The organism is Pseudomonas sp. HY2-MNA-CIBAN-0224 (assembly GCF_040310285.1).
Lineage (GTDB): Bacteria > Pseudomonadota > Gammaproteobacteria > Pseudomonadales > Pseudomonadaceae > Aquipseudomonas > Aquipseudomonas helleri.
In genome coordinates this window covers 71,335-93,667 of record NZ_JBEOPQ010000006.1, presented here as the reverse complement: position 1 = coordinate 93,667, position 22,333 = coordinate 71,335, and the positions used below count along the sequence as shown (strand labels likewise).

Annotated in this window: 22 protein-coding genes; 6 read left to right on the top strand and 16 right to left on the bottom strand. The window is 60.4% G+C overall.

Going from position 1 to position 22,333, the window contains the following annotated elements; translation table 11 throughout:
• Positions 1–10 precede the first annotated feature (10 nt).
• The 7 genes from tssH to tssA all read right to left on the bottom strand — a co-directional run bounded on the left by tssH (position 11) and on the right by tssA (position 9,468).
• Positions 11–2,611 (bottom strand): type VI secretion system ATPase TssH, encoded by a 2,601-nt coding sequence (tssH, locus tag AAEZ03_RS05785; protein ID WP_502947897.1) that lies wholly within the window; start codon positions 2,609–2,611, stop codon positions 11–13.
• 12 nt (positions 2,612–2,623) lie between these two features.
• On the bottom strand, positions 2,624–3,628 hold the full coding sequence (tssG, locus tag AAEZ03_RS05780) for a type VI secretion system baseplate subunit TssG (protein ID WP_350576806.1): 1,005 nt from the start codon (positions 3,626–3,628) through the stop codon (positions 2,624–2,626).
• Positions 3,592–5,373 (bottom strand): type VI secretion system baseplate subunit TssF, encoded by a 1,782-nt coding sequence (tssF, locus tag AAEZ03_RS05775; RefSeq protein WP_350576803.1) that lies wholly within the window; start codon positions 5,371–5,373, stop codon positions 3,592–3,594. The genes tssG and tssF overlap by 37 nt, the downstream gene beginning before the upstream one ends.
• A 74-nt stretch (positions 5,374–5,447) precedes the next feature.
• The gene (gene tssE / locus AAEZ03_RS05770; RefSeq protein ID WP_048389380.1) at positions 5,448–5,858 is read right to left on the bottom strand and encodes a type VI secretion system baseplate subunit TssE; all 411 of its coding nucleotides are present in this window, start codon (positions 5,856–5,858) and stop codon (positions 5,448–5,450) included.
• Positions 5,859–5,870: 12 nt separating this feature from the next.
• Entirely contained in the window at positions 5,871–7,346 is a 1,476-nt protein-coding gene (gene tssC / locus AAEZ03_RS05765) for a type VI secretion system contractile sheath large subunit (RefSeq protein WP_048367750.1), read from the bottom strand.
• A 28-nt stretch (positions 7,347–7,374) separates the two neighbouring features.
• Positions 7,375–7,881 carry a type VI secretion system contractile sheath small subunit gene (gene tssB, locus AAEZ03_RS05760; protein WP_123751656.1) on the bottom strand — a complete coding sequence of 169 codons (507 nt, stop codon included), beginning with the start codon at positions 7,879–7,881 and terminating at the stop codon, positions 7,375–7,377.
• A gap of 36 nt (positions 7,882–7,917) precedes the next feature.
• Entirely contained in the window at positions 7,918–9,468 is a 1,551-nt protein-coding gene (tssA, locus tag AAEZ03_RS05755) for a type VI secretion system protein TssA (protein ID WP_350576798.1), read from the bottom strand.
• Positions 9,469–9,877: 409 nt separating this feature from the next.
• On the opposite strand from tssA, the gene AAEZ03_RS05750 reads away from it, so the two are divergent.
• The 3 genes from AAEZ03_RS05750 to dxs all read left to right on the top strand — a co-directional run bounded on the left by AAEZ03_RS05750 (position 9,878) and on the right by dxs (position 13,035).
• Positions 9,878–10,120, top strand: coding sequence for an exodeoxyribonuclease VII small subunit (locus tag AAEZ03_RS05750; RefSeq protein ID WP_048367754.1), 243 nt, complete (start codon positions 9,878–9,880; stop codon positions 10,118–10,120).
• Complete coding sequence (ispA, locus tag AAEZ03_RS05745) at positions 10,117–11,004, top strand: (2E,6E)-farnesyl diphosphate synthase (protein ID WP_048367756.1); 888 nt, start codon at positions 10,117–10,119, stop codon at positions 11,002–11,004. The genes AAEZ03_RS05750 and ispA overlap by 4 nt, the downstream gene beginning before the upstream one ends.
• Before the next feature lie 132 nt (positions 11,005–11,136).
• Positions 11,137–13,035: a 1-deoxy-D-xylulose-5-phosphate synthase gene (gene dxs / locus AAEZ03_RS05740; protein WP_048367758.1), complete on the top strand. Its 1,899-nt coding sequence runs from the start codon at positions 11,137–11,139 to the stop codon at positions 13,033–13,035.
• An 87-nt stretch (positions 13,036–13,122) separates the two neighbouring features.
• Here dxs and AAEZ03_RS05735 read toward each other — a convergent pair whose 3' ends face one another.
• The 9 genes from AAEZ03_RS05735 to nrdR all read right to left on the bottom strand — a co-directional run bounded on the left by AAEZ03_RS05735 (position 13,123) and on the right by nrdR (position 20,122).
• A complete protein-coding gene (locus tag AAEZ03_RS05735) occupies positions 13,123–13,914 on the bottom strand; it encodes a cobalamin-binding protein (protein ID WP_350576887.1) in 792 nt (263 codons plus the stop codon).
• The gene (gene ribA, locus AAEZ03_RS05730; RefSeq protein ID WP_048367839.1) at positions 13,914–14,531 is read right to left on the bottom strand and encodes a GTP cyclohydrolase II; all 618 of its coding nucleotides are present in this window, start codon (positions 14,529–14,531) and stop codon (positions 13,914–13,916) included. Before ribA ends, AAEZ03_RS05735 begins: the two co-directional genes overlap by 1 nt.
• A 138-nt stretch (positions 14,532–14,669) precedes the next feature.
• Positions 14,670–15,629 carry a thiamine-phosphate kinase gene (gene thiL, locus AAEZ03_RS05725; protein WP_048388942.1) on the bottom strand — a complete coding sequence of 320 codons (960 nt, stop codon included), beginning with the start codon at positions 15,627–15,629 and terminating at the stop codon, positions 14,670–14,672.
• Between the two features lie 15 nt (positions 15,630–15,644).
• A complete protein-coding gene (gene nusB / locus AAEZ03_RS05720) occupies positions 15,645–16,145 on the bottom strand; it encodes a transcription antitermination factor NusB (protein WP_350576792.1) in 501 nt (166 codons plus the stop codon).
• Complete coding sequence (gene ribH / locus AAEZ03_RS05715; RefSeq protein ID WP_048367766.1) at positions 16,142–16,618, bottom strand: 6,7-dimethyl-8-ribityllumazine synthase; 477 nt, start codon at positions 16,616–16,618, stop codon at positions 16,142–16,144. The genes nusB and ribH overlap by 4 nt, the downstream gene beginning before the upstream one ends.
• 91 nt (positions 16,619–16,709) lie before the next feature.
• A complete protein-coding gene (gene ribBA / locus AAEZ03_RS05710; protein ID WP_048367768.1) occupies positions 16,710–17,801 on the bottom strand; it encodes a bifunctional 3,4-dihydroxy-2-butanone-4-phosphate synthase/GTP cyclohydrolase II in 1,092 nt (363 codons plus the stop codon).
• 16 nt (positions 17,802–17,817) lie between these two features.
• Positions 17,818–18,480, bottom strand: a complete 663-nt coding sequence (locus AAEZ03_RS05705) for a riboflavin synthase (protein WP_048367769.1) — start codon at positions 18,478–18,480, stop codon at positions 17,818–17,820.
• Positions 18,481–18,527: 47 nt separating this feature from the next.
• A complete protein-coding gene (gene ribD, locus AAEZ03_RS05700; protein ID WP_173430600.1) occupies positions 18,528–19,661 on the bottom strand; it encodes a bifunctional diaminohydroxyphosphoribosylaminopyrimidine deaminase/5-amino-6-(5-phosphoribosylamino)uracil reductase RibD in 1,134 nt (377 codons plus the stop codon).
• Entirely contained in the window at positions 19,658–20,122 is a 465-nt protein-coding gene (gene nrdR, locus AAEZ03_RS05695) for a transcriptional regulator NrdR (protein WP_048367842.1), read from the bottom strand. The genes ribD and nrdR overlap by 4 nt, the downstream gene beginning before the upstream one ends.
• 139 nt (positions 20,123–20,261) lie before the next feature.
• Here nrdR and AAEZ03_RS05690 point away from each other — a divergent pair, with 139 nt between their 5' ends.
• The 3 genes from AAEZ03_RS05690 to AAEZ03_RS05680 are packed head-to-tail and all read left to right on the top strand — an operon-like array spanning position 20,262 to position 22,304.
• Positions 20,262–20,711, top strand: coding sequence for a YbaY family lipoprotein (locus AAEZ03_RS05690; RefSeq protein WP_048367771.1), 450 nt, complete (start codon positions 20,262–20,264; stop codon positions 20,709–20,711).
• Complete coding sequence (locus AAEZ03_RS05685; protein ID WP_350576788.1) at positions 20,708–21,397, top strand: class I SAM-dependent methyltransferase; 690 nt, start codon at positions 20,708–20,710, stop codon at positions 21,395–21,397. The genes AAEZ03_RS05690 and AAEZ03_RS05685 overlap by 4 nt, the downstream gene beginning before the upstream one ends.
• Positions 21,398–21,428: 31 nt before the next feature.
• On the top strand, positions 21,429–22,304 hold the full coding sequence (locus tag AAEZ03_RS05680; protein WP_153336433.1) for a thioredoxin family protein: 876 nt from the start codon (positions 21,429–21,431) through the stop codon (positions 22,302–22,304).
• Positions 22,305–22,333 lie beyond the last annotated feature (29 nt).

The window sequence follows — 22,333 nt, the reverse complement described above, 5'->3', positions numbered from 1 at the left end:
CGGCTCCACCTTAAGCAAACTCACACAGCACATGGGCCTGCGGGTCGAGGGTGACGTGCACGCTCTTGAGGGTTTGCGCGTTGGCCATGGCGTCCAGCAAGCGGTCGGCTATCAGCGGCAGGACGTGGGTGTCGAGCAAGTAGTCGATGAGTCGCGCACCGCTGTCGCTTTGGGTGCAGCGCTCGGCCAGATGGTCGACCAGACGTTGGCAGTGGCTGAACGCCAGTTGCCGCCGCTGCAGACGCTCACCCAGGCGCTGCAGTTTGATTTCAATGAGCTCACGCAGCACCGGCCCGCTGACCGGGTAGTACGGCACTACGCGCATGCGCGCCAGCAAGGCGGGTTTGAAGTGGTTGCTGAGCACCGGGCGAATGCTCTGTTCAAGGTCTTCGGCACTCGGCCGCGCACCGTTGGCGCATAAGGCGTTGATGCGGTCGCTGGCGAGGTTGGAAGTCATCAGGATCAGGGTGTTGCGAAAGTCGATCTCGCGCCCTTCGCCATCGTTGGCCACGCCTTTGTCGAAGATTTGATAGAACAGGTTGAGCACATCCGGGTCGGCCTTTTCGACCTCGTCCAGCAGCACCACGGAGTACGGTTTTTGCCGTACGGCCTCGGTCAACATGCCGCCTTCGCCATAACCGACATATCCCGGTGGTGCGCCGATCAACCGCGAAACGGTGTGTTTTTCCTGGAACTCGGACATGTTGATGGTGGTGATAAAGCGCTCGCCGCCGTACAGCAGGTCAGCCAGAACCAGGGCTGTTTCGGTTTTGCCGACGCCGCTCGGGCCCACCAGCAGGAACACCCCCACCGGCGCATCGGGCTTGTTGAGGCCCGCCGCCGTGGCACGCATGGAGCGGTCCAGCGCATGAATGGCCTGTTCCTGGCCACGAATGCGCGCGCTTAAATCGGCGCCGAAACTGCTGACCTTGGCGCTGTGCTCACGGGCCAATTGCGACACGGGCACGCCGGTCCAGGCGCTGATGACTTCTGCGACCAGACGCGGGCACACTTCAAAACTGACCAGCCGTTCAAGGCCGTGGGCTTCGCTCAGGGCCGCGTGGGTGAGGTTGAGCTGCGCCTCCAGTGAGGGCACGCTGTGCTCGTTGTCAGGGTCAAGGTTCGGTTCGCTGGCCTCACGGGCCTGAGCCAGTTGTTGACGCAGCGCCAGCAAGCGTTCGGCCAAGGTGCATTGCTCAACCCAGCGTGCTTCAAGGGCAAGCTGCTCGCTTTCGGCTTCGATCAAGCGCGCTTCCAGCGTCAGCAGCTGCGCGTGATCAATCAACAAACCGGCTTCGGCGTCACGGCGCATGGCCTGACGTTGGCGCCCGCCTTCAGCCAGTTCACCGCGCAGTTGCTCAAGCTTTTGCGGCGCGGCGGCCAAGCTGATGCGCACGCGGGCGCAGGCGGTGTCGAGCACATCGACGGCTTTGTCCGGGAGCTGGCGGCCGGCCAGATAACGGGCTGACAATTGCGCGGCGGCCACCACCGCGTCGTCACGCAAATAAATACCATGGCTCTTTTCATACACGTGGGCCAGACCACGCAGAATGGTCACCGCCTCAGTGACGGTAGGCTCATGCAGTTGCACCGGCTGAAAACGTCGGGCGAGCGCCGGGTCTTTTTCGAAGTACTTTTTGTACTCACCCCACGTGGTGGCGGCAATGGTGCGCAACTCGCCACGGGCCAATGCGGGCTTGAGCAGGTTGGCCGCGTCGGACCCTCCTGCGTTGCCACCGGCGCCGATCAAGGTGTGGGCTTCGTCGATAAACAGAATGATCGGCTTGGGTGAGGCTTTGACTTCGTCGATGACGCCTTTGAGGCGGCGTTCGAATTCACCTTTAACGCTGGCCCCGGCTTGCAGCAGGCCCATGTCCAGTGACAACAGTTCAACCCCGAGCAGCACCGGCGGTACTTCACCGGCGGCGATGCGCGAGGCCAGGCCTTCGACGATAGCGGTTTTGCCCACACCGGCTTCGCCCACCACAATCGGGTTGTTTTTGCGCCGGCGGGCGAGGATGTCGATCATCTGGCGGATGGCGTCATCGCGGCACAACACCGGGTCAAGTTTCCCGGCCCGCGCCTGCTCCGTCAGGTTGTGGGTAAAGCGCGGCAATAACGCCTCGCCCGACGCCGGAGCGTGGGCGCTGGCGGGTTGCGTTTGTTGCGACAGGGCAAAGCCTTTGAGGCGTTCGATATCGAGCTGGGCCAGCAGAGTTTGATAGCCGCTCCCGGCATAACGCAGCGGGTTGCGCAGCAAGGCGAGGATCAAGGAGGCCTGATCAATCTGGGTTTGCCCCAGTTCAAGGCTGGCGACCAGCAGCGCATCTTGCAGCCATTGCACCAGCTCAGGCGCAAACACCGGGTTGCGTGAGGCGCTGTTTTCACTGCGCGGCTGCAAGGCGGCACTCAGGTGGCCCGCATCGATGGCGGCGTCTTGCAGCGCACGTGCGAGCAAGCCTTGCGGTCGCTCCAGCAGTTGCAGCAGCAGGTCTTCTACCAATACCTGGCTCGCGCCACGTGTTACACAGCGTTCGGCACTGCCCTCAAGGTCGCGCCGGGTGTCGGCGTCGAGTGCCTGTATCAGTTGTTGCAGGTCTACGTTGATCATGGCCATTGCTCCTTAATGTGCTTTACCCAGGGTGACGACGCCGTCCGCGTATTCGCGGCCCAGCCAACTGGTCCATCCGAGTCGGCAGGGGTTGTGCTCGGCAATGCGCAGCTCACGGATTTCTTCGTGGCGCAGCACCAGCCGGATGTCGTACTCAAGCGGATCACGCAGGGTGAAGCGCACCAGCGCGCACAGCGGCTGATACCCCGTGCCGATCGGCAGAAGTTCATGAAAACGCTCCCAACTCAGTTGGCGGATGTGGATACGAAACTTGCCGCTGCAATCGCGAACGCGCTCGCCCAGCACCAGGCTTTCACTCAGTTGATGATTGCCGCGCCCAAGGGCGTTGCGCTGTTCCTGGAGAATCTCGACGCGGCGCTCGATGCACTGCTCAATCGTCAGTTCGGCATGCTTGAAGTAGTACCGCAGCACCGACTCGATCAGGGCGGCCGAATGCGCACGCAAACTCAACAAACCGAGGTAGGGCAACAGGCGCTTCCAGTTCAGCTCTTGAGCGTCGCGGATGGTTTGGCCACCCAGCCCGATGAGGGCAAACAAATGGCTGGAAAACGGATCGTTGGCGCCACTTTCAAATCGGGCGCGATAGCGGTACTTGCGCCAGATCGGCAGCAGCAGCCGTTGCAAGCGGTGGTTGAACAGATCCAGAAACTGTCGCGTGGTGTTCTGCGCGTCGCCGTCGCCCAGCGCTTGCTCGCCATAAAACGCCGGCAACGGCGACGCGGAACCCACCAGGCCCATCAGGTTGAAACGCAGCCGCGCGCGGCGTTGCCCGTGTTCGATAAAGAACTCCACCGCATCAACGTCGCAGCCCGGAAAACCCAGGCTCGGGTTGGCAACAAACTCCACCCGATCGTAGAGCTCGTCTTCGCTGATGTCGGTGTTGCCGTCACGCAGGCGGTCAATAACCAGCAGCACGGCCTGAAACAGCGAATACTCCCGGACAGTGCGCGCCAACACGCTCAGAGCAGGGGCTGCAGGCCCATGCGGGGTGTCCATTGGTAGGTCTCTCCCTGTGTGCTGTGGACCCGCAGTTCGTGGTACGAATTGAGGCTGGCGTAAAGCGCGAAAAACTCGTTGAGTACCGAGGCAAATACAAACAGGTCGCCATCGCCGACATAGCCCTGGGTATCAACGGTCAGTTCGGTGCGCAGGCCACGCAGCGGCAAGCCGCGGTGCAGGCGGTCAACGTGCTCATGGCGGATTGACTTGAGGCCGTTGAGCAGGTTTTTACTGACGCGCTCGGCGTGTTCGTCGTAGTAGCGCGGCAAGTCGTAGGTTTCGAGGATCACCTTCAAGGCATCCACGTTGGCCAGCGACAGGTAGTTGAGTGACATGTTGCTGATCAGCTTCCAGAGGAAGTCGCGATTGAGCGGCGGTGCGTAGCTGGGCGTCACCGGCCCGATGTTGCGAAACACCAGGAACTCAGGCGTCCCTTCGCAAGGCAGACAGATATCGCCCTGGCCAAGGCGTCGGGGCAGGTTCTGATTGGTGCACGTCAGCTCAATGGACAGGGTTTCGCCCGCCTCGGGCTGGCGGGTGCCAAAACTGAGGTAGGTGTCGAGCCCTTCATGCAGCAACGCTGTGCGCTGGCGAACGCTGTAATGCGTTTGCTCGACCGCCACATCAAAACTGGGGTCGTGCTCGAATGATTCGAACGGCACATACCGCTGGGAGCCCGTGCCGTCGACGCGCCAGCCGGTCACGCTGTCGACCGAGAACACCGCGCAGTGTTCGAGCGCCAGCCGTGAGGGCATCAGCAGGTATTCGTCCTGTTTACCGTCCAGGCGCACGGGCATGGCGTCGTGCTGGAACAGGTTGACGATGGGCGTGCAATAGAGCTTCACGTTGTCCAGCGTCGGGCGCAGGCGCTGGGCGTTGCTCTGGCGAATATCAAAGCGCAACTCAAGACCGCGCACCTGCTTGAGGGTGTCTTCAGGCAGCGTGCTCAGGCGCTCCAGACCGCTGAGGTCAACGAACAGAAATTTGTCCTGAAAGGCGAAGTATTCCTGCAAGTAGCGGTAGCCGCGAAAGGTGTTCAGCGGGTAAGGGATCAAGGCTTCTTCTTCGGCAAACCCCACCGGCTGTACGCAAGTGGGCGCCAAGGTGAACGCCGGATTTTCGTCGGCCTCCAGGGCTTTGCCGTTGCCATCGAGCGGCACCACGGTGACGCCGTGCAGATGGCGCAACAAGCCGAGGTAGAGCATTTGGCTGACGTAGCGCTCACCCGCCAGGTGCAAGCGCAAACGGCTCAGCGCCAGCTCGCCCAAATGACCGTCACAGGTCATGTTCAAACGCAGGCTGAGCAGCGTGCCTTGGGCGTTGACCGAGTGTTTCAGCTCAACCAGGGCCAATGGCAGCACGTCTGTCGGGTAGCAGGTTCTGAACTGGCAACTCACGCCGTCAATCGGCTTGCTCGCCACCCGGGTTTCGCGCTCGACCCGCAGCGCCGGGCCCGGGCGGTCCAGCGGGTCGAACTGCAACAGGCTGAATGCCGGCAGTGGCCGCATGTAATTGGGCCACAGCAGGTGCATCAGCGAATGGCTCAGTTCGGGGAGTTCATCGTCCAGTTTCTGGCGCAGGCGCCCGGTTAAAAAAGCAAACCCTTCAAGCAACCGCTCGACGTCAGGATCACGCCCGGCCTGGCCCAAAAATGGCGCCAACGCAGGACTACGCTCAGCGAAGCGGCTGCCCAACTGGCGCAATGCAGTGAGTTCGCTTTGGTAGTAATGGTTAAAGGACACGGCGCTACCTGTTAGTTGTCGACGGCACGGAATACGGGAAACACATAGGGGTTGAACGTCACGCGTGCCGGGCTTTAAACCCCGACCCTGACCTGGCCACTGCCATCCAGGTGCGCGGTGAAACTGACCTGACGCTTGGTGCCCGCCACGTCCAGCCAGCCGTCGAGACTGAAGGCGAGCCGCAGCGGGTCGCCGTCTCGGGGCAAGGCGCTGACGCGGACCTGGCTCAGACGTGGTTCATAACGTTCAATAAAGATTTCGATGGCCTCACGCGCTTGGGTCAGCGCGTCATGCAGGCTCAAACGCATGTTGTTCAAATCGGGCAGGCCGTAGTCGGGCAGCGTTTGCACGCTGCCCGCCCGGGTGCTGAGCATTTTTGCCAAGTGGGCAGCCACGGACGCCTGGGCGCAGGCAACGGGGCTCAAGCCCCGGCGTTTATCCACATCGCCCGCCAGGCGTTCAAAAAGGCTGCCATATGCGCTCATGCCCGCCTCCCGTTACTCTTTTTCCATCTTGCCGACCAGCGACAAGGTGAAGTCAGCCCCCATGTACTTGAAGTGCGGGCGCACGTTCAGGCTGACGCGGTACCAGCCAGGCTCGCCTTCAACGTCGCTGACGGTGATATGGGCGGCACGCAAAGGGCGACGGCCACGGACTTCGGCGGCCGGGTTTTCCTGGTCGGCAACGTACTGGCGGATCCACTTGTTGAGCTCAAGCTCAAGGTCGGTACGCTCTTTCCACGAACCCAACTGCTCGCGCTGCAATACCTTGAGGTAATGCGCCAGGCGGTTGACGATCATCATGTAGGGCAGTTGCGTGCCGAGTTTGTAGTTCAGCTCGGCGTTCTTGCCTTCGGCGCTGATGCCGAAGAACTTGGGTTTTTGTACCGAGTTGGCCGAGAAGAAGGCGGCGTTGTCGCTGCCTTTGCGCATGGTCAGGGAGATGAAACCTTCCTCGGCCAGTTCGTATTCGCGGCGGTCAGAGACCAGAACTTCGGTGGGGATCTTGGTTTCGATTTCGCCCATGCTTTCGAAGTGGTGCAGGGGCAGGTCTTCAACCGCGCCGCCGCTTTGCGGGCCGATGATGTTCGGGCACCAGCGAAACTTGGCAAAACTGTCGGTGAGCCTGGAAGCAAAGGTGTAGGCGGTGTTGCCCCACAGGTAGTGTTCGTGGCTGTTGGCAACGGTTTCTTTGTAGACGAACGACTTGACCGGGTTTTCTTCTGGGTCGTACGGGTTGCGCAGCAAGAAGCGCGGCACGGTCAACGCCATGTAGCGCGAATCTTCGGACTCGCGAAAGCTCTGCCATTTGGCAAATTGCGGGCCGCAGAAGTGGTCTTTCAGGTCTTTAAGGTTTGGCATGCCAGTAAAGCTTTCGAGGCCGAAAAACTTCGGCCCGGCGGCGGCAATGAATGGCGCGTGGGACATGCACGAAACGCTGGACACGTACTGCATCAATTTGACGTCCGGCGAGCTTGGGGTCATGAAGTAGTTGGCGATGATGGCGCCCACCGGCTCACCACCGAACTGCCCGTATTCAGCGGTGTACACATGTTTGTAGAGGCCCGATTGCATGACCTCGGGCGAGTCTTCGAAATCGTCCAGCAGGTCTTCTTTCGAGACGTTGAGGATTTCGATCTTGATGTTTTCGCGGAAGTTGGTGCGATCGACCAACAACTGCAAGCCACGCCACGCGGACTCCAGCGACTGGAAGGACGGGTGGTGGAGGATTTCGTCCATCTGGTTGCTGAGCTTGGCGTCGATCTCGGCAATCATGCGATCAACCAGGGCTTTTTTGACCGGCTCACCCTGGTTTTGCGGTTTCAGCAGTTCTTCGATAAACGCCGCTACGCCGCGCTTGGCGATGCCATAGGCGTCGTCTTCGGGCGTGAGTCGGGTTTGCGCGATGATGTCGTCCAGAACGCTGTAAGAAGTGCTTTTATCGTCTTTAAGTTGTGCGGCGCTGCTGCTCATTGTGGGGCTTCCTTGACTGATGGGGGGCTCAAACGTCCGTTGCCGGAGCGACAAGCAGATCCAGTTCGCTCAGTATCCGAGCGCGTGAGACGTCGTCGGCCAGTACGCCTTCAATCGCCTTGCGAAAGCTCGGCGCGTTGCCCAATGGGCCTTTAAGTGCGACCAGAGCATCACGCAGCTCCATCAGTTTTTTCAGTTCAGGGATTTGCTCCACCAGGCTCGCCGGGTTGAAGTCCTTCATCGCGCTGACGCGCAGCGCAATCGCCAGCTCATCGGTGCTGTCTTCGCCGTGCAAGCGGTTGGGCACATTCAGGGCCAGCTCCAGCCCTTGCTTGGAAAGCACTTCATCGAAGGTCATTTTGTCGATGGCAATAGGCTTGCGGTCTTCAAGCTTTCGCCCGTCAAAGCGCTGGATATAGTCACCCACCACCAACAGCTTCAAAGGCAGTTCGATCTCTTCTTGAGCCCCGCCAGTCGCGGGTTTGAACGTGATGTTGATCCGTTCCTTGGGGGCTACCGAGCTTTCTTTGGCCATGATGTTTTTCCTTGCGTGTGTGTGTGGCCCTGAGGCCTATTCGAGTACCACTTCAAGATCGAGGTGGCACAACCTGCGATACATCTCGTCCTTGCGTTCTCGCACTTCGTGGTTCTGCGGCAAGAGCTCGCAGCAGCGATGTAAAAGACGCAAAACTTCAAGCACCAGATCCGGCTCCCAGGCCTGTAAGCCTGAGCGGTGTAGGACCTCATCGAGCATTTCGAGCTGGGTTTTGGCGAGTTCGTATTTCTTGGCGTGGAAGCACAACCGGGCGAGGGTCAACTGCCAGAAAAACCGCACCCGCTCGCCGTGGGCGCTGCTCGATCCACGCTTGAGCCATTGCACAGCAGGTTTGAAACCGCTGACACGCAAAAGCTCTTGCGCTTCATCGAGGGCCAAGTCCCAGGCCGGGCGTACAGTCGCGACCGGCGCTTCGGGCTCGCTTCGGCTCAGATGGGGAAGCACCTGTGCGTCGATCCAGGCGCGGGTCTGCGGGTCGGCAAACGCGGTGCCGTCACTGAAACGCAATTCGACCAGGCCCGGCAGCCGTTGCAGGAGCAAGGCGAAGTGGACCTCCACCTCGCGCATGGCCGACTCGGCTTTAAGGGCGCTCAGGCATTCCCAGACCAGGCGCTGGCCGTCGAACCAGAACGGTGACTTAGCAACGCTGGCTTCAAGCTCCACCAGCAAATCGGCGAACTGCCCCTGGGTGAAACGGTCGGCGTAGCTGTTGAGCTTGTCGGCCGGGATGCCGCGCAGCGGGGTGATCAGCTCGCCATTGCGCTCGGGCAGGAGTTCTACAGCCAGCCACGTCAGCACGCGGTTCAGGCGTAGCGCTCGCAGGTCGGTGGCTTTCTGTTTTAGCCACCAGCCGCACAAGGCCCGGGCGTTGTCCTGTTGCTGACGCAAGGCCTTGTGAGCATCTTTTTCGTTGTCGATGAGCGTATTGGGCTCGATCAACTGGGTGGCCACGTGCCTGACCTGCGCCACAGCCGTGGCAATAACGCCCTTCTCGGGCTGGCTGTCGACGGCCCGCTGGACCATTCGGGCCAGTCGACGGCAAATCGGCAGCAACAGCGGCACGTCATCGCCTAAATGCTTGGCCAGCGCGCTTTCCAGCGCCAGCAACAGCTCAACCATGTGCTGGAACAGCGGCAGTTGTTCTTTAATCGGCACGTTTTCGTTAAGGGCCCGATCAAGGCGCCCTACCAGCCAACTGATGGCGGCGGCACGGGTGCGCAATTTGAGCGGGTAAACAAGTGCCCAGCGCTCCGTACACAGGTGGTGCAACAACCCCAGGCCCGCCAGCAATCCCGGGAACGATTCGCGCTGATAAAGCGCCCAGGTCAGCCAGACGGCGGCACGCAGGTCCTTGGACTGATCGCGCAGCATCGCCTCGCTTTGCTCATGCACGACGTACCAGTCGATCTGGTTGTTTTCTGACATCGACTGCGACTTGCCGATTTCTCGCTCAAGGGCTTCGAACTGGTTTGAAAAGCGCGCGTCATTGCCCGCAAAGCTATCCTTGAACACCGGCGCTTTGCCCAGCTCAATGAGGCGGGCAAATAATTGGCTGGAATACGTCATGACAGCACGCCGCCCACTGCAGCGGGCACCACGTACGTCATAGAGGTATCAAGGGGGAGGATCACAGCGCATTACCGATTCCATTCAAGTGGCGAAACCTTATGTGAATGGAAAAGGGAAAAATGTCAGACGTTTCCTCAATGGGCCGAGAAATGTCTTCGCTTAAAAAAAGATAAAGAAATCGCCTCACACACGCGTTACGAAACCTGACATACCAAGGATTTGAACTACACCCAAACCGTCAGCTCTGACACGAACGGCTGAAAAAATCGCCTTATACATGTCGACTAAAGTCATGCAGTTAACAGATTCACCTTTCATGGCAGTGGCTTAAACTGCCGCCTTATTTGCCCCAAAACCTGCTGTCTGCTAGTGTCAGCCGGTTTTAACGCCTACCGAGAATGCCGCCATGGCCCGCAAAAAAGCTTCCCTGGATTTCGAGCAGTCCCTCGCCGACCTGCAAACATTGGTCGAGCGCCTGGAAAACGGCGAACTGTCACTGGAAGACTCATTGACCGCCTTTGAACAAGGCATTCGTCTGACCCGTGATTGCCAGGGCGCGCTGGCGCAAGCGGAACAGAAAGTCCAAATTTTGCTTGAGCGTGATGGTGAGCTCGCTCAAGAGCCTTTTGATGCGGAACAGCCAGAATGATTGATGCCTACCAGACCAGCAGCCAGGCACGCGTCAACGCGGCACTTGAGCGCTTGTTTGTCGCTCCTGCCCCGGAGTTGGCCCGTCTGTACGAGGCCATGCGTTACAGCGTGATGAATGGTGGCAAACGGGTTCGACCGCTATTGGCCTATGCCGCTTGCGAAGCGCTGGGCGCGGCGCCCGAACAAGCCAATGGCGCGGCGTGCGCGGTGGAGCTGATCCACGCCTATTCGCTGGTGCATGATGATTTGCCGGCCATGGACGATGATGATTTGCGCCGCGGTCAGCCGACCACCCACAAGGCGTTTGATGAAGCCTGCGCCATTCTGGCCGGTGACGGCCTGCAAAGCCTGGCGTTCAGCGCCCTGCTCGACCCGACGCTGACCACTCTGGATGCCGAAACACGTTTGCGCATGGTCAATGGCCTGGCATTCGCGGCGGGCCCTGCCGGCATGGTTGGCGGGCAAGCCATCGACTTGGGCTCGGTGGGGCTAAAACTGGATCAGGCTGCGCTGGAATACATGCACCGCCACAAGACCGGCGCCCTGATTGAAGCCAGCGTACAGCTGGGTGCACTGGCCAGCGGCCAGGCAACGGATGACAATCTGCAGGCGTTGAGCGTTTATGCCCGGGCCATTGGCTTGGCGTTTCAGGTCCAGGACGACATTCTGGATGTTGAAAGTGACACCGCGACCCTGGGCAAACGCCAAGGCGCCGACATTGCACGGGATAAACCGACCTACCCGGCACTGATGGGTCTGGAGCGGGCCAAAAGCTATGCGCTGGAGCTGCGTGATCAGGCGCTCAATGCCCTGCGACCTTTTGATGCAGCAGCAGAACCGTTGCGAGAACTGGCGCGTTATATCGTGGATCGCCGCCACTAATACGGTGACAAATAGATATTTCGCACAACGAGTAATGCCAAGGTCTGACTAACGAATGTCACACTGCGTGGGCAGCTTACGTTCCATAAGGTAAACTGCCGCCTCTTTTATATACCTATAACGATTCGCCTGATGCCAACGACGTTTCAAGATTTTCCCCGCAAGCGCCCGACTACGCCCCTGCTCGACCGAGCGGGCACGCCTGTTGGCCTGCGCAGATTAGCCGAAGCCGAGCTGGAAACCCTGGCCGATGAGTTGCGCCTGGAATTGCTCTATACCGTTGGCCAGACAGGCGGGCACTTTGGTGCCGGGCTTGGGGTCATTGAACTGACCATCGCGCTGCACTACGTCTTCGACACCCCGGATGACCGGCTGGTGTGGGACGTGGGTCATCAGGCGTATCCGCACAAAATACTCACCGGCCGTCGCGATGAAATGGCGACGTTGCGCCAAAAGGACGGCATTGCGGCCTTCCCGCGCCGCTCCGAAAGTGAGTACGACACCTTTGGCGTCGGCCATTCCAGCACCTCGATCAGCGCTGCGCTGGGCATGGCCATTGCCGCCCGCCTGCAAAACAGCGAGCGCAAGGCCATTGCAGTGATTGGCGACGGCGCACTGACGGCGGGCATGGCTTTTGAGGCGCTGAACCACGCGCCCGAAGTGAATGCCAATATGTTGGTGATCCTCAACGACAACGACATGTCGATTTCGCGCAATGTTGGCGGGTTGTCCAACTACTTGGCCAAAATCCTCTCGAGCCGTACCTACGCCAGCATGCGCGAAGGCAGCAAGAAAGTGCTGTCACGCCTGCCCGGAGCCTGGGAAATTGCCCGCCGCACCGAAGAGTACGCCAAGGGCATGCTGGTCCCCGGCACCCTGTTCGAAGAGTTGGGCTGGAACTACATCGGGCCGATTGACGGCCACGACCTGCCGACCTTGATTGCCACGCTGCGTAACATGCGCGACCTCAAAGGCCCGCAGTTCCTGCACATCGTCACCAAGAAAGGCAAAGGTTTCGCCCCGGCTGAAGCCGACCCGATTGGTTACCACGCGATCACCAAGCTTGAGCCGCTGGACGCGCCAAAAGTCGCGCCCAAAGTTGCCAGCGGGCCGAAGTACTCGGCCGTGTTTGGCGAGTGGCTGTGTGACATGGCGGCGGCTGACGAGCGCCTGGTCGGCATTACCCCGGCCATGAAAGAAGGCTCGGATCTGATCAAGTTCAGCGAGCAGTACCCTTCGCGCTACTTCGATGTGGCGATTGCCGAGCAGCACGCGGTCACGTTTGCCGCCGGTATGGCCTGTGAAGGCGCCAAACCCGTGGTGGCGATTTATTCGACGTTCTTGCAGCGTGGTTACGACCAATTGGTGCATGACGTCGCGGTGCAGAACCTGGACGTGCTGTTTGCCATCGACCGTGCCGGTTTGGTGGGCGAAGATGGCCCGACCCACGCCGGTAGCTACGACCTGTCTTACCTGCGTTGCATCCCGGGCATGGTCATCATGACCCCGAGCGATGAGAACGAACTGCGCAAAATGCTCACCACCGGCCACTTGTACAACGGCCCGGCGGCAGTGCGTTACCCGCGCGGCACCGGCCCTGACGCGCCAATCGAGAAGACTCTTGAGCCGCTGGAAATCGGCAAAGGCATCGTGCGCCGTCAAGGCAGCAAGGTGGCAATCCTGGTATTTGGCGTGCAATTGGCCGAAGCTCTGCGAGTGGCTGAAAAGATCGACGCGACCGTGGTCGACATGCGTTTTGTGAAGCCGATGGACGAAGCCTTGGTACGCGAAATGGCTGACAGCCATGAGTTGCTGGTGACCATCGAAGAAAACGCCATCATGGGTGGCGCAGGCGCGGCGGTGAGTGAGTTCCTGGCCCGTGAAAACGTGCTGAAGTCGGTACTGCACCTGGGCTTGCCGGACATTTATGTCGAGCACGCCAAGCCGAGCCAGATGCTGGCTGAATGCGGCCTGGATGAAGCCGGCATCGAAGCCTCGGTTCGCCAGCGGATGCAGTTGCTGGGCCTCTAAGCCCACCCGGATCGACTGTAGGAGCGAGCTTGCCTCGCGATCTTTTAAAGATCAAAAGATCGCGAGACAAGCTCGCTCCTACAGGGATCAGGGGGCGATTTGCTCGCACAACCTGCCGGTTGCTTGCACCATTTGCCCGCTCGGGCGTTCCAGACCTTTATCACTCAACAGCACTAAACGCCCGTGTTTGACCGCATCCAGTTGCGGCCAGGCTTTCCAGGCGTCGAGTTGCGCCTGGGTGCTCGCAATGATTATGTGTGGATTGCGCTGCAATACCGACTCGACGCTGACTTGCGGGGCCGGGAGTTTGAGGTCGGCAAACACGTTACTCGCCCCGCACACGGCCAACGCATCGCTGATGATTTGCCCGCCGCCCAGGGTGTAGAGCGGTTGATCCCACACTTGGTAAAACACCCGCAGCGGCTTGTCACGGTGGTAGCGGGTGCGCAGCTCGGCCAGACGCGTGCGCAGTTGATCAGCCAGTTCCTGACCGCGCTCCGGGCGCCCCAAGGCGACAGCAAGGGTTTGGATCTGCTCAATCAGTTGATCAAGGGTTTGAGGGTCGGCGGTGAAGGTCGGGATATTGAAGCGGTGCAGTTGCTCGCGCTGGGCAACGCCCACGCTGCCCGGCCAGAGCAGGATCAGGTCGGGTTGCAGGCTGAGTAAACGCTCGATGTTTAATTGGCCATAGCGGCCCACAGAGGGTACAGCGGCCAGTTCGGGAAGTGACTCGCCAGCGTCGAGGCGCCCGACCAGCAGGTCGGTGGCCCCCAGTTCAACGACGATTTCAGACAACGATGGTGCCAGGCTGATCACTCGGCTGGCGCCCATGCAGGGTAAACCCACGGCCAGCAACAGGATTGCCAGCCAGTAGCGCATCACGCCGGATCTGTCTCGCCTTGGTGCTGGTTGCCCATCATGTGCCCAAGCTTGTTGGCTTTGGTTGCCAGGTACAGTTTGTTGTGCGGGTTGTGCCCGGTGTGCAGCGGCACACGCTCCGCCACGGTGATGCCCATGTCGGTCAAGGCTTTGACCTTGCGCGGGTTGTTGGTCATCAGGCGCAGCGAATTGACACCCAAGTGCTCAAGCATCGGCAGGCAGATGGCGTAATCGCGCTGATCCGCAGCAAAGCCCAGACGCTCGTTGGCTTCAACGGTGTCGGCACCGCCATCTTGCAGTGCGTAAGCGCGCACTTTGTTCAACAGACCAATGCCACGGCCTTCCTGACGCAGGTACAGCAACACGCCACGACCTTCGCGGGCGATGGCCTGCAAAGCGGCTTCCAGTTGTGAGCCGCAATCACAGCGCTGGCTGAACAAGGCATCGCCGGTCAGGCATTCGGAGTGCACCCGGCCTAATACCGGAGCACCGTCTGCCACGTCGCCCAAACTGAGCACAACGTGTTCACGACCCGTGGCTTGTTCTAAAAAGCCATGCATGGTGAATTCGGCAAAGGGGGTTGGGAGCTTGCAAGCAGCAACGAAAACGACGGGCACCATGTGCTCCTGATCAGTTTGAGGACTGGAAATTCGCAGAGTCGACATTGTAACAGGACGTTCCTACAGACGCTTAGGCTGAATTATCGGAGATAAATATCAAAAAGTTTGATAGCTCAGGCCCCGCGAACCTTCACATCACCCGTGAAAGTGCTGGTAACCACGGATTGCCGGGGTGATGTCCTGACCGTGCTCGTCGACAAGGCTGACGCCCTGCCCTTCAATTACGCGGCCGATGACATGGATCGGCCAGCCGTCAGCGAGCAAGGTCGGCAGTTCAACGGCTGGCAAGGTAAAGGCCAGCACGTAATCGTCACCGCCGCTCAAGGCCGCTTTTTGCGCGCCCGCATCTCCCAAAAACTCTTGCAGGGCCAGCGACATCGGCACGCGGTCATTTTCGATCTGCAGGCCTACGCGCGAAGCCAGTGCAATATGCCCGCAGTCAGCCAAAAGACCGTCTGAAATATCTAGGGCCGAGGTCGCTTTACCGCGCAGGGCCTGGCCCAGGGCAAATTGCGGTTGCGGTGACCAGTAATGCGCCAGCAGGGGCTCGGCAATTGCCGGGGCAGCGCTGCATTGACCCAGAACCAGCGGCAATGCGCCCGCTGCATTGCCCAGCTCACCGCCCACGCACAGCAAGTCGCCGGGGCGCGCGCCGCTGCGGCTCAAGGCTTGGCCCGTGGGCACGCGCCCAAATACCGTCAAGGTAAGGCACAGTGGACCACGCGTGGTGTCGCCGCCGATCAGCCGCAGGTCGCACGCCTGGGCCATGACGTTCAAGCCACGGGCAAACGCGTCCAGCCAGGCGGCTTCAACCGTCGGCAACGTGAGGGCAAGGGTAAACGCAACAGGTGTGGCGCCCATGGCCGCCAAATCACTGGCCGCCACTGCCAGCGCACGCTGACCGAGCAAGAAAGGGTCGCAAGGATCTGCGAAGTGCACCCCGGCTACCAGGGTGTCGGTGGAGATCGCCAGCTGTTCCCCGAAGGGAACATCCAGCAGGGCGCAGTCGTCGCCAATGCCTAAAGCAACGCCCACGCCGCCTTGCGCACAGGGCGCGGCAGCGAAGAAGTTGCGGATCAGCTCAAACTCGCCCATGGCCAACAGCGCGGGTTAGCGCTTGAGCGCCTTGACTTCAGCTTCACGCAGGCGGGGTGCCAGTTTGTCCAGAACACCGTTGACGAACTTGTGACCGTCAGTGGAACCGTAGACTTTTGCAAGCTCGATACCCTCGTTGATCACAACGCGGTAAGGCACGTCGACACGCTTGATCAGCTCCCAGGTGGACAGGCGCAGAACCGCCAGTTCAACCGGGTCCAGCTCTTCGATGGTGATGTCCAGGCATGGCACCAGGGCAGCATCGATCTCGGTACGGTTGGCCGGTACGCCGTGCAGGATTTCGCGGAAGTAAGCGCCGTCAACGTCAGTGAAGTCGTTGTCCACGCGAAACTGGGCTTCGATCTCGTTCAGCGAGTGCTTGGCCATGTGCCACTGATACAGCGCTTGGGTCGCGAGCTGACGCGCTTCGCGACGCTTGGCGCTCTTGGAGGGCTTGCCAGCATCCGCAGGTTTAGGATCGCGCGGGTTGAAACGATCGCTTTCGTCGGAAATCACTTGGCCTCCAACGCTGCCAGCAGGCTGACCATTTCGAGAGCGGACAGTGCAGCTTCAGCGCCTTTGTTGCCAGCTTTGGTGCCGGAACGTTCGATAGCTTGCTCGATCGAGTCAACGGTCAGCACACCGAATGCAACCGGTACGCCAAACTCCATGGACACCTGAGCCAAGCCTTTGGTGCACTCGCCAGCCACGTATTCGAAGTGCGGAGTACCGCCACGAATAACAGCGCCCAGGGCGATGATGGCGGCGAATTCGTTGCGCTGGGCAACTTTTTGCGCAACCAGCGGAATTTCGAACGCACCCGGTGCACGGATGATGGTGATGTCGCTTTCGCTTACACCGTGGCGAACCAGGGCATCAACAGCACCACTCACCAGGCTTTCGACGACGAAGCTGTTGAAACGGCCGACGACGAGTGCGTAGCGACCTTTGGGGGCGATGAAGGTACCTTCGATGGTCTTCAGGGTCATTCGGTATGTCTCGTATTAAAGAGCCAGAACGCACTTTCGTGCGTTCTTTAAGGATATTGGGCCACGAATCGGGACTGGAAATGTCCGGTCATTATTCGGCGGGCACGTATTCTACAACTTCCAGATCAAAACCGGATATGGCATTGAACTTCATTGGTGAACTCATGAGGCGCATTTTGCGTACTCCGAGGTCACGCAAGATCTGTGAGCCTGCTCCGACGATGCTGTAGGTGGTCGGTTTTTTCACCGGCGCGGCATCGGCGGTTTCGCGGATGTGCGCCAGCAATACATCGCCGTCCAACGGGTGGCCCAGCAACAGCACCACACCGCTGCCCGCCTCTGCCACAGCGCTCATGGCGGCGCGCAGGCTCCAGCGGCCGGGCTGTTTGACCAGCAACAGGTCGCGCAGCGGGTCCATGTTGTGCACCCGTACCAGCGTCGGTTCTTCGGCGCAGATCTTGCCCAGGGTCAGTGCCATGTGCACGTCGCCTTCGACAGAGTCACGATAGGTCACCAGGTTGAATTGGCCCAGTTCGCTGTCCAGTGGCTGCTCGGCAATCCGCTGAACGGTACGTTCGTGGATCATCCGGTAGTGGATCAGATCGGCGATGGTGCCGATTTTGATGCCGTGTTCAGCGGCAAATGCTTCCAGCTCAGGGCGACGGGCCATGGTGCCGTCGTCGTTCATCACTTCGCAGATCACGCCGCTTGGCTCGAAACCGGCCATGCGCGCCAGGTCGCAGGCGGCTTCTGTGTGGCCAGCACGGGCCAGGGTGCCGCCCGCTTGTGCCATCAGCGGGAAGATGTGGCCCGGGCTGACGATGTCATCGGCCTTGGCGTCTTTAGCAGCGGCGGCTTGCACCGTGCGGGCACGGTCGGCGGCCGAAATGCCGGTGGTCACGCCGGTGGCGGCTTCGATGGACACGGTGAACTTGGTGCCAAAGCCTGAGCCATTGCGCGGCGCCATCAATGGCAACTTGAGCGTTTCGCAGCGCTCGCGGCTCATCGGCATGCAGATCAGGCCACGGGCGAAACGCGCCATGAAGTTGATGTGCTCAGCCTGGCAGCACTCGGCGGCCATGATCAGGTCGCCTTCGTTTTCGCGGTCTTCGTCATCCATCAGGATGACCATCTTGCCTTGGCGGATGTCTTCAACCAGTTCTTCGATGCTGTTGAGCGCCACGCGGCACCCCCTTATTTCAGGATTTTAGGTAGCCGTTGGCGGCCAGAAAACTTTCGCTGATACCACCCGAGGTCGGCTCGGCGGCTTTTTCGCCCAGCAGCAGGCGTTCGAGGTAGCGCGCCAGCAAGTCGACTTCAAGGTTGACCCGGCGACCTGGACGATAGTCGTCCATGATGGTTTCGCTCAGGGTGTGCGGAATGATGGTCAAGGAGAACTCGGCGCCATTGACCGAGTTGACCGTCAGGCTGGTGCCGTCGACGGTGATCGAGCCTTTATGGGCGATGTACTTGGCCAGCTCCTTGGGTGCACGGATGCGGAACTCGATGGCACGGGCGTTTTCCTCGCGGGAAATCACTTCGCCTACGCCATCAACGTGACCGCTGACCAGGTGGCCGCCCAGACGCGTGGTCGGGGTCAGGGCCTTTTCCAGGTTGACCCGGCTGCCGCTTTTAAGGTCGTTGAATGCGGTGCAATCAAGGGTTTCGCGGCTGACGTCAGCCATAAAACCGTTGCCCGGCAGCTCAACTGCGGTCAGGCACACGCCGTTGATCGCGATGCTGTCACCGAGTTTGACGTCGCTCAGGTCGAGCTTGCCGGTCTCTACATAAACCCGCACATCGCCACCCTTTGGGGTCAGTGCGCGGATGTTGCCGATGGATTCGATAATGCCGGTAAACATGGGCGTTCCCCTTGAGAACAAAACCTGCGCTAAACGAAGGCTGAGAATTATACGCTTGCGGGCGACACAGGTATGGCTGTGACTCGCCAGTCATCCCCTACGGCGCGCATTTCTGTGATTTTGAGCAACGGCGCTTCGCTCATATGGGTCAGCGGCAGCTCAAGCAACGGCCTAGCGGTCGACCCCAAAAACTTGGCGGCGATGAATATCTGGTACTCATCGACCAGGCCTTGTTCGGCAAAGGCGCCAGCCAGACGTGGACCTGCTTCAACCAGCACCTCATTGACGCCACGGGCGGCCAGCGCCACCAGCAGTTTGCGCAAATCGACCTGACCGTTGGCTCCGTGGATCACCAGGCACTCGGGGCCGGTGCGGTATTGCTCGGCGGGCGGCACGCAAGTGGCGACCAAGGCCGGGCCAGCCTTGAAAAACGGTGCATCCAGCGGCACGCGCAAGCGCCCGTCAATCAATACCCGCAGCGGCGGACGGCTGAGCGCCAGCGCGGTCAGCTCGGGGCTCAAGCCCAGCTCAGGCCCGCGCACGGTCAGGCGCGCACCATCGGCCAGCACGGTGTCAGCGCCGGTCAGCACCACACTGGCTTCGGCGCGCAGGCGCTGCACGGCCGAGCGCGCAGCCGGGCCGGTGATCCATTGGCTTTCACCGTTGGCCATGGCGGTGCGGCCATCCAGGCTCATGGCCATTTTGACCCGCACAAACGGCAGGCCGTGCTCCATGCGCTTAAGGAAGCCGGGGTTGAGCGCCCGCGCTTCTTGCTCAAGTACGCCGCTGCGCACGTCAACGCCCGCATCGGCCAGCCGTTTGAGCCCGCGCCCGGCGACTTCCGGGTTGGGGTCTTGCATGGCCGCAACCACTCGAGCAATGCCCGCATGCAGCAAGCCATCGGCGCATGGCGGCGTGTGCCCGTGGTGGCTGCATGGCTCAAGGGTGACGTAGGCGGTAGCGCCACGGGCCAACGCGCCCGCGGCACGCAGAGCGTGGACTTCTGCATGGGGCTCGCCCGTACGCTCGTGCCAGCCTTCGCCCACTACCTGCCCGTCGCGCACGATCACGCAACCGACCCGTGGATTAGGGTGAGTGGTGTACAGCCCTTTGCGCGCCAGTTCGATGGCTCGCGCCATGTAATGGGCGTCTAAAACAGCTTGTTCGGCGGTCAGGGTCATTCTTTGGAAGGCTCACGGGCGAGTCGATCGATCTCTTCGCGGAACTCATTGAGGTCCTGGAAGCGTCGGTAGACAGAGGCGAATCGGATATAGGCCACTTCGTCGAGCTTTTGCAGCTCGGTCATGACCAGCTCACCGACGACCAGCGATTTGACTTCGCGTTCGCCGGTGGCGCGCAGCTTGCTTTTGATATGGGCCAGCGCAGCTTCAAGGCGCTCGACACTGACCGGGCGCTTTTCCAGCGCTCGCTGCATGCCGGCGCGCAGCTTTTCTTCGTCAAAGGGCTGACGACTGCCGTCTTGCTTGATTAGTCGCGGTAGCACCAACTCGGCTGTTTCAAAGGTGGTGAAACGCTCACCACAGGCCAGGCATTCACGCCGGCGGCGCACCTGATCGCCCTCGGCGACCAGACGCGAGTCGATGACTTTAGTGTCGTTGGCACCGCAGAATGGACAGTGCATGGTGGCGGCAACAAAAAATGGGAGGGCCATGGTAGCGCATCCCACTAGCAAGACAAGCCATAGGCTTTACGGTATACAGTCCGCCGACTACCTTTTTACACAATTTTTGACGTCGACTGACCTGCCGCTGGAGCTTCTCATGTCACTACGAACGTGTGTTTTGCTGTGTTTCGTCGGTTTGCTGGCCGCTTGCAGCAGCGAGCCAGCCAAACCGCCACAAACTCAAGTGCTGGCCCAGCCAGAAACCGACGCACCGGCCGATCTGGGGCCGCTGCCGGCGTATCAGCGTGAACTCAGCGGCGTGCTGACCGGGGCACCGAAAGGCGCCGAGGTGGAGTTGGCGATCCTGATTGTTGACGAACGCGGCCGCCCGCAGGGGCTGATGGCCAGCAGCAAGATCATCGGCAATAACCAGCCGTTGCCCTTCAAACTGCGCTTTAACCCTGAAGCCTTCCCTGCCGGAGCACGGGTTGAGTTGCGCGGGCGGGCCAGCCAGTCCGGGCAATTGATCCTGCACCTGCCCTCGCGCATCATCAGCCAGCCGTCGACGCAGAATGTGGGCACCCTGGCCTTTGTCAGCGCACCATGAACACACCGCTCGACCTGCAACAGTCTTTACGCGCATTGCTCGGCGATGCGCGCCTGGTCATCACCGAGCTGCCAGGCACGGCACTCAAGCTCTGGCTGATTGATGCGCAGAACATGGACCGTGAGTTCACCCCCGATGAGACCCGGCGCATTCTCTATGAGCCTCCGTATTGGGCCTTTTGCTGGGCCAGCGGCCTGGCGTTGGCGCGCTACCTGGACGAGCAACCGCAGTGGGTACAAGGCAAACGCGTGCTCGACTTTGGTGCCGGTTCGGGGATTGCCGCGATAGCGGCGGCAAAGGCTGGCGCGCTGGAAGTGGTGGCCTGCGACCTGGACCCTCTGGCGCTGGCGGCCTGCAGGGCGAATGCCGAACTCAATGACGTTCAGCTGCAGTATTCCAGCGACTTTTTTACCGAAGCTGACCGCTTCGATCTGGTCCTGGTGGCGGATGTACTGTACGACCGCGAGAACTTGCCGTTGCTGGATCAGTTTTTGACCCGCAGCCAGCAAACGCTGGTCGCTGATTCCCGGGTGCGCGATTTCCAGCATCCGCTGTACCAACAACTGGGCAGCCTCAAGGCGCTGACCTTGCCGGACCTGGCCGAACCCCACGAGTTTCGCAACGTCAGCCTGTATCACGCGCAACGCACGCGCGCGGCTTTCAGCCTGCCGGTGCAGCCTTTATAGTTGCCTTCATTTACCTGTTTCGAGACTCTTGATGAATCAGCCTACGCCTTCTTATAGCTTCGACGTGACCGCAGCCGATTTTCAGAAGCTGGTGGTCGACGCTTCTTTCGAGCAACCGGTTCTGGTGGATTTCTGGGCCGAGTGGTGCGCACCGTGCAAGGTGATCCTGCCGATCCTTGAAAAAATCACCGAGAGTTATCAGGGTGAGTTGTTGCTGGCCAAGGTGAACTGCGACGTTGAACACGCATTGGTTCAACACTTCGGCATTCAGAACCTGCCCATCGTGGTGCTGTTTAAAGAGGGCAAGCCGGTCGAGCACTTCCAGGAGGCCCTGCCTGAATCCGCCGTGCGCGCCTTGCTGGAGCCGCACGTTGAAATGCCTGAGCCCGAAGAAGCAGACCCTCTGGAGCAAGCGCAGGCGCTGTTTGCCGAGAGCCGTTTTGCCGATGCTGAAGCGTTGCTCAAAGGCATTCTTACTGAAGACAACACCAACGCCAAAGCGCTGATTCTGTACGGTCGCTGCCTGGCCGAGCGCAATGAACTGGCCGAAGCCCAAGCGGTGCTGGATGCGGTTAAAAGCGATGAGCATAAAGCCGAACTGGCCGGTGCCAAGGCGCAATTGACGTTTCTGCGCCAGGCGGCAGAACTGCCAGACGTGGCCGATTTGAAAACCCGCGTGGCGCAAAACCCGCAGGATGATGAGGCGGCGTATCAGTTGGCGATTCAGCAATTGGCCCGCCAACAATATGAAGGCGCTCTGGACGGCCTGCTGAAGTTGTTCACCCGCAACCGCAGCTACAACGAAGGCATTACTCACAAGACCTTGTTGCAAGTATTTGAGTTGCTGGGCAATGACCACCCGCTGGTAACGACCTACCGCCGCAAGCTGTTTGCGGCGTTGTACTAAGGTCAAAAGATCGCGAGGCAAGCTCGCTC